This window comes from Anabaena sp. UHCC 0253 (assembly GCF_009712085.1).
In the GTDB taxonomy this organism is placed as follows: Bacteria; Cyanobacteriota; Cyanobacteriia; order Cyanobacteriales; family Nostocaceae; genus Dolichospermum.
Genome location: NZ_VILD01000005.1, coordinates 110,333 through 123,880, shown reverse-complemented (window position 1 = coordinate 123,880; position 13,548 = coordinate 110,333). Strand labels below are relative to the sequence as shown.

Sequence of the window (13,548 nt, the reverse complement as noted above, 5' to 3'; positions counted from 1 at the left end):
GCTGTAAATATTTTTGTTGTTCCTACTTGAGTGATACTTGTCTAGTTCTCTTCCTAGTTTGTCATCATTTAAATGTGATGCTAATACTCCTTCTCCTATTAAATGTTCTGTTGATTTTCCTACGAAAAATTCTCCAAATAGATATAATGGGGCGCTTAAAAAGCCTAATCCATTTAAAATCATTGCTTTTATTACTTGTCCTGGTGTTAGGGTTTCTTTTATTTTTATTCCCACTATTTTATTCACTTCTTCTACCAATTCCATTTCGTCTATTATTCCTGCTACTATTCCCAAATGGTCTATATTTAGGATTTTCATGCCAACTTGAGACTCTTTCATGGTTTTTCCCATCTCTATTTGATTTGATTATTTTAACAAATAAAAGCCTGAAATCTTTGCTAGGCAATCTTTTCAGGCTTTTATTTATGAAAATTTTTAATTCCTAAATTTGCTTTAGTATCTGCGGAATGTGGGTTAATGAATTACCGCCAGTTAAAATGTTGATTTTTGAGGAGATGCTGGTTTGGTTCTATGTTAGTTGAATTTCGGCTTTTAATACTGTTGGATCATTAGTATGTAAAATCTGAAAGCCGAGTTTTTGACATACTCTTTGCATACCTGAGTTATCAGCTAAAATGTCAGCATAGATGCAACAGATTTTCTCCTTTTTACCGACTTCTAATAATCTGCGGAGTATTTGTGTACCTAAGCCTTGACATTGATGGCGATCGCTCACTAGCATAGCAAATTCCGCCGCACTACTACCATGTAATTTACTCAATCTTCCTACTGCTATGATTTCCGTTTCTTTGGTTTCTGGATTTTCATGTTCTACGACTAATGCCATTTCTCTGTCATAGTCAATAAAACAAATTCTGGTAAGTCGTTCATGGGCGATACGTTGACTTAATTTAATTAGGTGAAAGTACCGTAAATAAACACTTTCTTCTGAGAGTGTTTTGTGAAATTTAACTATTACTGGTTCGTCTTCAGGACGGATAGGACGGATAGTAATTGGTGTCCCATTCTTGAGAGTTCCATTGCTAACATATTGATGAGGATAGGGACGAATAGCTAATTTTGGTAATTGATGTGTTTCCACTTCAGGAGAATGTAATACTATTCTCCCATCTAAAGCTATTAAACCACCAGGATGATCCGGACTAGGAGGAATAGCTAATAAAGGATTAATGTCAATTTCTTTAATCCCTGGTTGTTCCACAACTAATTGACTAAATACTACTAACAATTCCTCCAAAGCCGCCATATTTATACTTTCTCTACCCCGGACTCCTTTCAATGCTTTATAGATTTTGGTTTGTTCCATCATTCGTCTAGCTAGGGTAGTATTTAAAGGCGGAAGGGCGATAGAACTATCTTGAAAAACTTCCACCAACTGTCCCCCAGCCCCAAATAATAATACTGGTCCAAACTGGGGATCTAAACTACTACCAATTATTAGTTCATAACCGCTGGTTTTTACCATTTCTTGCACGGTTACACCTAAAAAATCTTCCAGTTTGGCTTTTTCTAACACGGAAGATTCTATTAAATGATATGCTTTTTTTACAGCTTCAGCATTCCGCAAATTTAACTGTACACCACCCACATCTGTTTTATGAGTAATGGTGTGAGAATACAATTTTAACACCACTGGATAACCAATAGTTTCTGCACAATGCACTGCTTCCTCTGCACTTTTAGCAATGCTCCCAGCAACTACGGGAATCCCATAAGCTGCTAATATTTCCTTAGATTCAAATTCTGTAAGAATAGTTCTTCCGGCTTTTCTAGCATCATTAATAATGCTGGCGACTAATTCAGCTTTAGCACCATTAGTATCAGATTCTAATGTAGGTAATACAGGAGTTTCGTAAATACCCTGCAAGTTATAACTATACCGCCACATATAGCTAAATATCCGCGCTGCTGTATCGGGATAACGGTATGTAGGAATCCCTTGATGGTTCAGAATTTGTTCCCCAGCAGCGACATCTGCACCACCCATCCAACTTGCTAAAATCGGTTTATTCGACATTTGCGCGTAGGGTTTTAATTGTTCTGCTGTTTGGGTAGGATCTGTCATTGATTGGGGTGTTAAAATCACTAATAAACCATCACTATTGGGATCTTTGGCAGCAATTTCTAAGGCTTTTGTATAACGTTGAGGATCAGCATCTCCTAAAATATCAATAGGATTATTGTGACTCCATTGTGGGGGTAAAATATCATTCAGAGAAGTAATGATTTCTGGAGAAATAGTTGCTAGTTCTCCTCCACTTTCAATTAATGTATCTGTGGCTAATACTCCAGGTCCTCCAGCATTAGTTAAAATCGTCAAACGTGGTCCTTTAGGACGGGGTTGTTTTGCTAATACTTCCGACATATCAAATAAGTCAGAAATACTATTTACTCGTAATACCCCACAACGTCGAAAAGCGGCATCTAATACAGCATCGCTTCCTGCTAATGCACCTGTGTGAGAGGCTGCGGCTTTGGCTGCGGCTTCGGTACGACCGGCTTTAATCACAATTATCGGTTTTGTTAAAGCCACTTCTCGCGCTGCTGAGAGGAAGGAACGGGCATCCCCAATGGATTCCATATAAATGACAATACTTTTGGTATGGGGATCATCACCAAGATAATAAATCAAATCACCCCAATTTATATCTAACATTGAACCGATGGAAACGAAGGAACTAAAACCAACGTTTTCCTGTAAACTCCAGTCGAGAATTGATGTACATAAAGCCCCACTTTGGCTGATGAAACCGACGTTTCCCGGACGGGCTATTTTACTAGCAAAGGTAGCATTTAATCCGGTGCGGGGACTCATTACTCCTAAACAATTCGGACCGATAATTCTAATTTTTCCTCGGTATGCTTGTTGGAGTATTTCCTGTTCTAAAGCAATACCTTTTTCTCCGGCTTCTTTAAAACCTGCGGAAATAATTATTGCTCCTTTGACACCGATATCCACACAATCAGAAATGATTTTAGGAACTGTATGTGCTGGTGTTGCAATAACAGCTAAATCAATGGGTTCAGGAACATCAAAAATCGTGGGATAAGCTTTAATTCCTAATACGCTATGACGTTGAGGATTAATTGGAAAAACTGTGCCACCGAAGGGATTAGTAATTAAGTTCCAAAGTAAAGTTCGTCCCACACTTCCGGGTTTTTCTGTTGCACCAATTACCGCGACGGTTTTAGGTTGAAATATAGCATCTAAGGGATTAATTCTCTCTGTTTGTAAGATATCATAGGCTTTATCACTAAGATTTTTACTGGATACGGTCATACATACTCCTAATCATTGACAATTAACTCTATACTCGATTAATAATATTAATTATTTTGGTTAAAGCGATACCAATTCCTGTTTCGGCTATTGGTGAAAGACAATCTCCTAATTCAAAGTTAACTCCCGGTACTGTGACTAACCATGCTGGGGGACAATAACCATAGAGAGATTTGGTCAAGGCTAAGAGCGATCGCGGATCTGCACTATGTCCTATAATCATACTAGATGTAGTAGGTAATATAGGTTCTACTTGCACATCTGCTAATTCAGAATTAATCCGAGCATCCACGAAAATTGCTAAATTGACATTTGCTAAATTTGCCGCTAATTCTGGGGTAAGTTGGGGAACTGCAAGGGATTTTAGATTAGATAAATCCCAGAGATTGATTACATTTGCTATTCTTTGACCAATAGCATCATCACTACGTAATTCATTTCCATAACCAATCACCATTGCAGTTCCACTCATTTTGCTTACCCCTTGTCATCTATTCTAATTTAAATGTGATTATGGAAAGTCCGTTTGATCACATCTAGCTGTTGTTCATGGGTTAATTTGATGAAGTTAACCGCATATCCAGAAACTCGAATTGTCAGTTGGGGATATTTTTCAGGATGATCCATTGCATCAAGAAGTGTCTCTTTATCAAGGACATTGACATTAATATGGTGTCCTTGATTGTGGAAATAACCATCTAACATTCCACTGAGGTTATTAATTTTGTCCTGAGCAGTTTTACCTAAAGCATTGGGGACAATAGAAAAGGTATAAGAAATGCCATCTTGAGCATCTTTATAAGGTAGTTTAGCAACAGATTCAAGGGATGCGATCGCCCCTTTTGTATCTCTACCATGTAAAGGATTTGCACCAGGAGCAAAGGGTTCACCCGTTTTTCTACCATCAGGTGTATTACCTGTCATTTTGCCATAAACAACATTGGAAGTAATGGTTAAAATTGATTGAGTTGGTACAGCGTCACGATAGGTTTTTTGCTGACGTAGTTTGTTCATGAAGGTGTGAACAAGATTAGCGGCGATGTCATCTACTTGATCATCATTATTACCAAACTTAGGATAATCACCCTCAATTTCATAATCTATTGCTAAACCATTTTCATCCCGAATTGCTTTAACTTTCGCGTATTTAATTGCTGATAAAGCATCTGCTACCACCGATAAACCCGCCATACCGCAAGCTACTGTTCGATAAACATCACGATCATGTAACGCCATTTCTATCCGTTCATAACAGTATTTATCGTGCATATAGTGAATGACATTCAGAGTATTCACATACAACTTAGCCAACCAATCCATGATTTTGTCGAATTTTTCCACCACTTCTTCATAATCTAAATATTCGGAAGTAATGGGTGCAAAACCAGTAGTAACAAGATGTCCTGTTTTTTCATCTTTACCACCATTAATGGCATATAATAACGCCTTGGCTAAGTTAGCACGAGCGCCGAAAAACTGCATTTGTTTACCAATTCGCATGGCAGAAACACAACAAGCAATCCCATAATCATCGCCATATTCAGGACGCATTAAGTCGTCATTTTCATATTGAATTGAACTGCTATCAATGGAGACTTTAGTACAGAAGTGTTTAAAGCCAACAGGCAAATTTTCCGACCAAAGTACAGTTAAATTAGGTTCTGGTGCAGCACCTAAATTATATAAAGTGTGCAGGAAACGGAAGCTAGTTTTAGTAACTAAAGAACGTCCATCTTCTCCTATACCACCAATACATTCTGTTACCCAAGTTGGATCACCAGAGAACAATTGATTATATTCGGGTGTTCTTAAAAACCGCACCATTCGCAATTTGATCACAAAATGATCAATGATTTCTTGCACTTGAGATTCTGTCAATGTGCCATTTTTAAAATCGCGTTCAAAGTAAATATCTAGGAAAGTAGAAACTCTTCCTAAAGACATTGCTGCACCATTTTGTTCTTTAACAGCACCTAAATATGCGAAGTAAGTCCACTGTACAGCTTCTTTGCCATTGGCAGCCGGCAAACTAATATCAAAGCCGTAACTAGCAGCCATGACTTTGAGTTCTTGTAATGCGCGAATTTGCTCACCAATTTCCTCATGTAGTCGAATTGTTGGCTCTAGCATATCGTCTAATTCTAGAGATTCCAATTGCTCTTTTTTATCGAGAATTAAACGATCAATTCCATACAATGCGACACGACGATAATCACCAATAATTCTTCCTCTTCCATAAGCATCAGGTAATCCGGTAATAATCCCAGAATGCCTTGCTAATTTCATTTGGCGAGTGTAACCATCAAAAACACCATCATTGTGGGTTTTACGATATTTCGTAAATATCTCTTCTGTTTGCGGATCAAGTTGGTAATTATAAGATTCTAGAGAGTTTTTTACGACTCGAATTCCACCAAAAGGCATAATCGCTCGTTTCAATGGTTTATCAGTTTGTAAACCGACAATTTGCTCGATTGTGGGATCAATATAACCAGGAGCATGAGAAACAATTGTTGATGGTACTTGGGTATCGGTATCTAAAATCCCTTTTTCTCGTTCCAATTTCATTAAATCACCAACTAAACTCCAGAGGGTTTGAGTGCGTTCGGTAGCATTAGCTAAAAAGCTATCATCTCCAGCATAAGGTGTGTAATTACATTGAATAAAATCACGCACATCAATTTCTTGATTCCATTTACCAGTAGTAAAATCTTGCCATTGTTCGCACAAATTAGAGCTAGATTTTTCTGGGCTTTGACGTTCTAAATGAGCAACCATAATTACCTCCAAAAATTCAAAATTATTACCCAATCACCAATCACCAATCACCAATCCCCAATTCCCTATTTGCCCCGATATGCTTTGATGTACAAATCTTGCAAGTCACTAATTAAGGGATAACGAGGATTTGCTCCTGTACATTGATCATCAAAGGCTTGTTCTGCCATTGATTCTAACTTGTCATAGAAGGTTTGTTCATCATCTTTAATGAAATCCTTAATGGTTAGGGGAATTTCTACATCTTGTTTGAGTTTTTCCACAGCAGCAATTAGCAATTCTACTTTCTCATCTTCTGTGTTTCCTCCTAATTCTAAATAATCGGCAATTTTGGCATAACGCCATTTAGCATTGGGATATTCATATTGGGGAAAAATCGCTTGTTTGAAGGGTGCATCTGTGGCATTGTAGCGAATAACATGAGAAATCATTAGGGCATTTGCTAACCCGTGGGGAACGTGGAAGGTAGAGCCTAATTTATGCGCTAGGGAGTGACAAATACCGAGGAAAGCATTAGCAAAAGCCATGCCGGCAATTGTCGCTGCATAATGGACTTTTTCCCTAGCTTTTGGATCTTTTGCTCCGTTTTTGTAAGCAGAAGGTAAGTATTTAAACAACAGCCGAATTGCTTCTAAAGCTAACCCTTTAGTATATTCGGAAGCACAGATAGAAACATAAGCCTCCAGAGCATGAGTTAGGGCATCAATACCACCATAAGCTGTGAGTGGCTTGGGCATATTTAGCACTAATTCGGGGTCAATAATTGCCATATTCGGAGTGAGGGCATAATCAGCCAAGGGGTATTTTATGCCCGTCCTATCGTCTGTCACAACTGCAAATGGTGTTACTTCTGAGCCTGTTCCTGATGTGGTCGGAATTGCCACTAAAATGGCTTTATTTCCTAATTCTGGCAACGCGTATACTCGCTTGCGGATGTCCATAAATCGCATCGCTAAACCATCAAATTCTGTTTCTGGATGTTCATACATTAACCAGATGACTTTCGCCGCGTCCATGGGAGAACCGCCACCAATGGCAATAATTACATCTGGGTGGAAACTATTAATTTGAGCAAGTCCTTTATTAATTGTTGTTAAGGTGGGGTCAGGTTCAACATCATAAAAAACTTGGGTTTTAATGCCCATTTCTTCGAGAACATTAGTAACTTTTTCCGCAAGTCCTAATTCAAATAATGGTTGGTCGGTAATAATCAAAGCCCGGTGTTTTCCTGCTAAGTCTCCCAGCGCAACGGGTAAGCATCCATATTTAAAATAAACTTTGGGAGGGACACGAAACCAAAGCATATTTTCCCGTCTTTCTGTGACTGTTTTAATGTTAATTAGGTGACGCGGACCAACATTATCACTAACAGAATTATTCCCCCAACTACCACAGCCTAAAGTTAAAGATGGATCAAGTCGGAAGTTATATAAATCACCAATTGCACCTTGAGAAGAGGGCGTATTAACTAACACGCGACTGGTATGTAATTTATTTTCAAATTCGATAATGTGAGGGCGGTTTTCTGGTGCAGTGTAAAGTACAGAAGTATGTCCAAGTCCACCAAATTCAATTAATTTTTCGGCTGTATCAACTGCTTCTGAGAAAGTTTCCGCTCGATACATTGCTAAAATTGGGGAAAGTTTTTCTGAAGATAATGCTTCTGTGATGCCAATTTCTGAGACTTCAGCAATTATCAATTTAGATTCTTTGGCTTTTTCCACTCCCGCCATTTCCGCTAGTTTAGCGACAGTTTGACCCACAATTTCTGGATTTAAACGCCCATTAACTAAAATCAAATCTCTGACTTGATGTTTTTCCTGTTCATTCAAGAAATATGCACCACGAGTCATAAATTCTTGCTTCACACTTTCGTAAATATCATCTAAAACAATAACTGATTGTTCACTGGCACAAATCATGCCATTATCGAAAGTTTTACTGATTAAAATTGAAGAGACTGCCATTTTAATATCAGCAGTTGAGTCAATTAAAGCCGGGGTATTTCCTGAACCCACGCCCAAGGAAGCATGACCAGAAGAATAAGCAGCGCGTACCATTCCTGGTCCACCAGTGGCGAGAATGAGGTTAATATTTGGATGCTGCATTAACTGTTGAGAAAGTTCAACTGTCGGTTCATCAATCCAACCAATAATCCCAGGAGGCGCTCCCGCTTCAATAGCCGCTTCTAGGATAATTTTGGCAGCTTTAATTGTGCATTCTTTGGCGCGGGGGTGGGGTGAAAAAATAATTCCATTCCGGGTTTTTAGAGCTAGTAAGGCTTTAAAAATAGCGGTGGAAGTAGGGTTGGTGACGGGAACAATTCCGGCTAATATACCTACTGGTTCAGCAATTCTTTGAATGCCGAATTGTTTATCATCTTCAATGATGCCACAGGTTTTTTCGGTTTTATATTTGTTGTAAATATATTCGGAAGCAAAGTGGTTTTTAATCACTTTATCTTCTATCACACCCATGCCTGTTTCTTCTACAGCCATTTTTGCTAACGGAATTCGAGCCGAATTTGCAGCCCTAGCAGCTTGTTTGAAGATGTGATCTACTTGTTCTTGAGTATATTCTGCATATTGAATTTGAGCAGCTTTAACTTGTTGAATTAAAACTTTGAGTTCTTCCAGATTTGTGACTGTAATTTTCATATATTTATGGTAAAATTTTGGTATTTGCAGCTTTAAGTTTTCCAAATCAATCGAGTTTATTGTACCTGAATTCCATGGCTGATAAAGATGTCTTTCACTTTTTGAATTTCTTCAGCAGTAGGAGGTTGAGTATTTGCCAATTCATAATGATATCCAAGTTGATGCCATTTGTATTCACCTAATTTGTGAAAAGGCAAAATTTCAAGTTTTTCAACATTTGGTAATTTGGAGACAAACTCAGCTAATTTATTAACATTTTCAGGAGCATCAGTCAAGTTAGGAACTAAAACGAAGCGAATCCATGTTGGTTTATTAATTTCTCGTAAATATTCCGCAAATCTCAATGTAGGTTCTACAGAAACTCCGGTTAAATGTAGGTAGGTTGTAGGATCAAAAGATTTGATATCTAATAATACTAAATCTACAAATTCCAGCACAGGTTTAGATGCTGTTAAATCAGGAAATCCAGAGGTATCAAGGGCGGTATGAATTTGCAATTCTTGACAGCGGCGAAAAATTTCTCTAACAAATTCTGGTTGTAGCAAAGGTTCACCACCGCTAATAGTAACGCCTCCACCAGAAAATTGCATATAAGACCGATATTTCTCTATTTCAGTAATCAGTTCTTCTGGGGTTGTTTTTATTCCCCCTGCGGTATCACGAGTATCAGGATTGTGACAATAGAAACATCTGAGTAAACAGCCTTGAGTAAAAATGACAAATCGTATACCTGGACCATCAACTGTACCACAGGTTTCTACAGAGTGAATATGACCTGATATCTGAGAAGGTTGGGAAACGGTTTGAACGAACCTGTTTGGACTTTCATAAATTGGAGTAGTCATAACAAATCCTCAAATTTGGGTTCAGGACAAACACATCTGAGTATACATAACCGCACGGGAAAATTCAAAATATTGCGTTGCTCTCTTTAGGGATATAAAATTCAAAAAGCTGATTACACAAACCTTTAAGGAATTCTTAATGATTAGTTAATGTCCGCCGTTGTGTAATAGTTATCTGAATTGAGGTTGGGAAACATAGCATAACTCTCTGTGATTTATTCTTTACTTTGAAAATACGCTAAAAATTTGAGGAACTTGTGAGGAAACACAAAAACCCTAAAAACAAACTTATGTGAACAGGAAATTTATTTTCTGACTGATTGGTTATATGATCAGGTTGGGTAGTCCCATAAAACTCTAGAAAAATTTAAATAAATTGTGAGGCTGTTCTATGCCTGAAGTGAATTTTCAACAGCCGATTAATAGTGCTGGTAGAATCGTAGAAGAATATGCAGTGGGAAAACGAGACTTTGAAAAAGCAGAATTAGCAGAGGCTAATTTACAAAATTTGGACTTGAAAGGCGCTGATTTTAGCTATGCGGATTTGAGTACAGCTAACCTCAGCGGGACTAATCTGCGTGGCTGTGATTTGAGTTTCGCTGATTTAAGTGAGGCTAATTTAGAAAATGCAGACTTGCGGGGTTCTATGTTATTTTCCGCGAATTTGCGTAATGCTAATTTACAGGGGACACATTTAGAAAAAGCTGATTGCGATCGCAATACCCATTTTCCCACAAATTTTGACATAGTTCAAGCAGGTGTAAAGATGAGTGATGAATCTGTATAGATACTGATGCGGCTTGATTAGCCGCTGATTATTTATACTAGTATTTTTATAAACAGCTTCCTCAAAAAGTTTAAACAACTTAATTTTTATTAATAATCTTTACAAAAAATAACATTTAGTTGTCACTGTTCGTTTATATCAACTTTATGTATTAATTAAATTAATAAAAAACCTTTTCGCCTCAAATAATTTGATTAGATTTAGTGATTTAAATACTTGTCAAAAAAAATATATTATGGTAGTGGGAATAAGCGAAAAAAAGATATTGTAGTGAAAACGAGCGAAAAAAGTAAAGCCAGGTACTTTGCACCCAGTTATGACAACTATCTGCTGCTAGATTGTCTGTTCTAATAAAACTTCTTTCATAATCCCGATATCATCTTAAAATATTCTTAATTTCTGCCTAATTCTCGACTTTCAATTTACAAATCACCCAAGAACTATTATGGCTATAGGCTACGTCGCGCTTGTACTTCACGCACACCTGCCCTTCGTTCGTCACCCAGGAAGTGACTATGTGCTAGAAGAAGAATGGCTGTATGAAGCAATTACTGAAACTTACATTCCTTTATTAAAAGTATTTGAAGGCTTAAAGCGAGACGGCATCGACTTTAAACTCACAATGAGTATGACTCCGCCCTTGGTGTCCATGCTCCGTGACCCTCTCTTGCAAGAACGATATGATGCCCATTTGTCACAGCTAGAAGAGCTTATAGAATTAGAAGCCGAGCGCAATATCCATAATGGTCATGTTCGTTATTTAGCGGAACATTATGCAACTGAGTTTAATGAAGCGCGGGAATTATGGGAACGTTATAACGGTGATTTAGTTACAGCATTTAAAGAGTTTCAAGATAGTAATAACTTAGAAATTATTACCTGTGGTGCTACTCACGGTTACTTACCATTAATGAAAATGTATCCCCAAGCTGTTTGGGCGCAAATTCAGGTAGCTTGTGAACATTATGAGGAAACTTTTGGACAACCTCCTAGAGGCATTTGGTTGCCAGAATGTGCCTATTATGAAGGTGTGGAGCGAATGCTGGCTGATGCTGGTTTACGTTATTTCCTCACTGATGGACATGGCATTTTATACGCCCGTCCTCGTCCTCGCTACGGTAGCTATGCCCCTATTTTCACAGAACCCGGTGTAGCAGCTTTTGGTCGAGATCATGAATCTTCTCAGCAAGTATGGTCTTCTGAGGTAGGTTATCCTGGTGCAGCAGAATATCGGGAATTTTATAAAGATTTGGGTTGGGAAGCTGAATATGAATATATTAAGCCCTATATTATGCCAAATGGCCAGAGGAAAAATACAGGTATTAAGTATCATAAAATCACTGGTAGGGGCTTAGGTCTTTCGGATAAAGCCCTATATGATCCTTATTGGGCAAAGGAAAAGACAGCAGAACACGCTGCTAACTTCATGTATAATCGTGAGCAGCAAGTTGGGCATTTACACGATATTATGGGTCGTCCACCAATTATTGTTTCTCCTTATGACGCGGAGTTATTTGGTCATTGGTGGTATGAGGGTCCTTGGTTTATTGATTACCTGTTCCGTAAGTCCTGGTATGACCAAAAAACTTATGAAATGACCCATTTAGCCGATTATTTACGAGCTAATCCTACTCAACAAGTTTGTCGTCCTTCTCAGTCGAGTTGGGGCTTTAAGGGTTTCCATGAATATTGGTTGAATGATACTAATGCTTGGGTTTATCCACATTTACACAAAGCTGCGGAACGGATGATTGAGATTTCCCAAATCGAAGCGGAAGATGAGTTACAGGAAAAAGCACTTAACCAAGCTGCGCGAGAATTGCTGTTAGCACAATCTTCTGACTGGGCGTTTATTATGCGGACAGGAACAATGGTTCCCTATGCGGTGAGAAGAACGCGATCGCATTTAATGCGTTTTAATAAACTGTATGAAGATGTCAAAATCGCTAAAGTTGATAGTGGTTGGTTGGAAAAAGTCGAGTCAATGGATAATATTTTCCCCAATATTAACTATCGCGTTTATCGTCCAGCATTTTAATTAGGGAATAGGGAACAAAGCAAAACCCCCAGGATTGTGACTGGGGGTTATTTTTATACACATTTTGTCAAATTGTCGCTAGATCCTATCTGGGTAAGTTGCGGCTGTTATAAGCATCAATAGCATAGGCGGGTGTGCGTTGAGTGTAATCTATATCTAAGCCAGTGATAGATTTAGCCAAAGTTGCAAATTTATCAGAAGCCCAGTTGCGTTCGTGAATGGGCTTGCTTTGTTCACCCATGAAATAAGCTAGAGAACCGATAACGGAAACAGCTACCCAACCAACAACTAATAGAGAAATTAAAATAGCCATTCGAGAACCTCGTTTTTTACTTTTGTAACCTTATGTAAATAAATATAACAGATTGTTAACAGAAGTTGCAAATATTTTTCTGGTGTGTATGCCCCTAAAATAGGTGAGGTATTCCTCACTGTAATATTTTCGTAACAAAACGCACCTGTACAAGGAATAGTGAGAAAATTGTGTGGGTATATTTTTGTCATTCTTAAACCAGAAGCGAATAATTTGGAATATGCAGATCAAGACAATTTTAGCTATATCTTCCTTTTTGATAACTAGCCTAACTATATCTAATAGTGCGATTGCTCAAAATCGGGGGACTCCTGGGAAATTTGATCTTTACGTCCTCGCCCTTTCTTGGTCTCCTGACTATTGTGTAAAAAATGGTCAACGTGACCAACAACAGTGTAATTCCGGGAAAAAACTGGGTTTTGTTTTACATGGTTTATGGCCACAATATCAAAAAGGCTATCCTGCTAATTGTTCAACAGAGAAATTAAGCCCAACAATCAAGCAACAATTTCCAGGTTTATATCCCAATGATAAGCTTTATAATCATCAATGGCAAAAACATGGAACTTGTGCGGGAACAACTCCTCAAGGATATTTAGTATTAAGTAAAAAGTTAAAAACTTCTGTAGCTATTCCCACGGCTTATAATCGCCCGGCTAAACCTTTTCGGACAACAATTCAAGGTTTGAAAAGTACATTTATAAGTGCTAATAGTGAATTAACTGTTAATGGAATAGCACCTTATTGTTCAGATTCTGGTAGATTTTTGCAAGAAGTGTTTTTTGCTATTCTAAAGATGGAAAAGCTGGTATTTGTAGCGAAGAGATTT

General features: G+C 38.0%; 10 protein-coding genes. 3 read left to right on the top strand and 7 right to left on the bottom strand.

The window, feature by feature from the left end; genetic code table 11:
• The 6 genes from FJR38_RS14755 to pflA all read right to left on the bottom strand — a co-directional run.
• The coding region (locus tag FJR38_RS14755) for a DUF4277 domain-containing protein (RefSeq protein WP_254449488.1) at positions 1–318 on the bottom strand (318 nt) is incomplete at its 3' end.
• A gap of 211 nt (positions 319–529) precedes the next feature.
• Entirely contained in the window at positions 530–3,301 is a 2,772-nt protein-coding gene (locus FJR38_RS14750) for a bifunctional acetate--CoA ligase family protein/GNAT family N-acetyltransferase (RefSeq protein WP_168495340.1), read from the bottom strand.
• 28 nt (positions 3,302–3,329) lie between these two features.
• Entirely contained in the window at positions 3,330–3,773 is a 444-nt protein-coding gene (locus tag FJR38_RS14745; protein WP_168495338.1) for a hydrogenase maturation protease, read from the bottom strand.
• Positions 3,774–3,802: 29 nt separating this feature from the next.
• Complete coding sequence (pflB, locus tag FJR38_RS14740) at positions 3,803–6,031, bottom strand: formate C-acetyltransferase (protein ID WP_371418229.1); 2,229 nt, start codon at positions 6,029–6,031, stop codon at positions 3,803–3,805.
• Between the two features lie 113 nt (positions 6,032–6,144).
• Complete coding sequence (gene adhE, locus FJR38_RS14735) at positions 6,145–8,736, bottom strand: bifunctional acetaldehyde-CoA/alcohol dehydrogenase (RefSeq protein WP_168537882.1); 2,592 nt, start codon at positions 8,734–8,736, stop codon at positions 6,145–6,147.
• Between the two features lie 56 nt (positions 8,737–8,792).
• Positions 8,793–9,581 (bottom strand): pyruvate formate-lyase-activating protein, encoded by a 789-nt coding sequence (pflA, locus tag FJR38_RS14730; protein ID WP_168537880.1) that lies wholly within the window; start codon positions 9,579–9,581, stop codon positions 8,793–8,795.
• 391 nt (positions 9,582–9,972) lie between these two features.
• On the opposite strand from pflA, the gene FJR38_RS14725 reads away from it, so the two are divergent.
• Together FJR38_RS14725 and FJR38_RS14720 are read left to right on the top strand one after the other, a co-directional pair.
• Positions 9,973–10,368 (top strand): pentapeptide repeat-containing protein, encoded by a 396-nt coding sequence (locus FJR38_RS14725; RefSeq protein ID WP_168537878.1) that lies wholly within the window; start codon positions 9,973–9,975, stop codon positions 10,366–10,368.
• 445 nt (positions 10,369–10,813) lie between these two features.
• Positions 10,814–12,406 carry a glycoside hydrolase family 57 protein gene (locus tag FJR38_RS14720; protein ID WP_168537876.1) on the top strand — a complete coding sequence of 531 codons (1,593 nt, stop codon included), beginning with the start codon at positions 10,814–10,816 and terminating at the stop codon, positions 12,404–12,406.
• Positions 12,407–12,491: 85 nt separating this feature from the next.
• On the opposite strand, the gene FJR38_RS14715 is transcribed toward FJR38_RS14720, so the two are convergent.
• Positions 12,492–12,719 carry a photosystem II protein, Psb35-related gene (locus tag FJR38_RS14715; protein ID WP_168495322.1) on the bottom strand — a complete coding sequence of 76 codons (228 nt, stop codon included), beginning with the start codon at positions 12,717–12,719 and terminating at the stop codon, positions 12,492–12,494.
• 220 nt (positions 12,720–12,939) lie between these two features.
• On the opposite strand from FJR38_RS14715, the gene FJR38_RS14710 reads away from it, so the two are divergent.
• The coding region (locus FJR38_RS14710; protein ID WP_254449475.1) for a ribonuclease at positions 12,940–13,548 on the top strand (609 nt) is incomplete at its 3' end.

Bases quoted from the DNA above. Each gene is read 5' to 3' on its own strand.
- FJR38_RS14750 (WP_168495340.1), bottom strand. From the start codon at position 3,301: ATGACCGTATCCAGTAAAAATCTTAGTGATAAAGCCTATGATATCTTA.
- FJR38_RS14720 (WP_168537876.1), top strand. From the start codon at position 10,814: ATGGCTATAGGCTACGTCGCGCTTGTACTTCACGCACACCTGCCCTTC.
- FJR38_RS14725 (WP_168537878.1), top strand. From the start codon at position 9,973: ATGCCTGAAGTGAATTTTCAACAGCCGATTAATAGTGCTGGTAGAATC.
- FJR38_RS14715 (WP_168495322.1), bottom strand. From the start codon at position 12,719: ATGGCTATTTTAATTTCTCTATTAGTTGTTGGTTGGGTAGCTGTTTCC.
- adhE (WP_168537882.1), bottom strand. From the start codon at position 8,736: ATGAAAATTACAGTCACAAATCTGGAAGAACTCAAAGTTTTAATTCAA.
- pflA (WP_168537880.1), bottom strand. From the start codon at position 9,581: ATGACTACTCCAATTTATGAAAGTCCAAACAGGTTCGTTCAAACCGTT.
- FJR38_RS14745 (WP_168495338.1), bottom strand. From the start codon at position 3,773: ATGAGTGGAACTGCAATGGTGATTGGTTATGGAAATGAATTACGTAGT.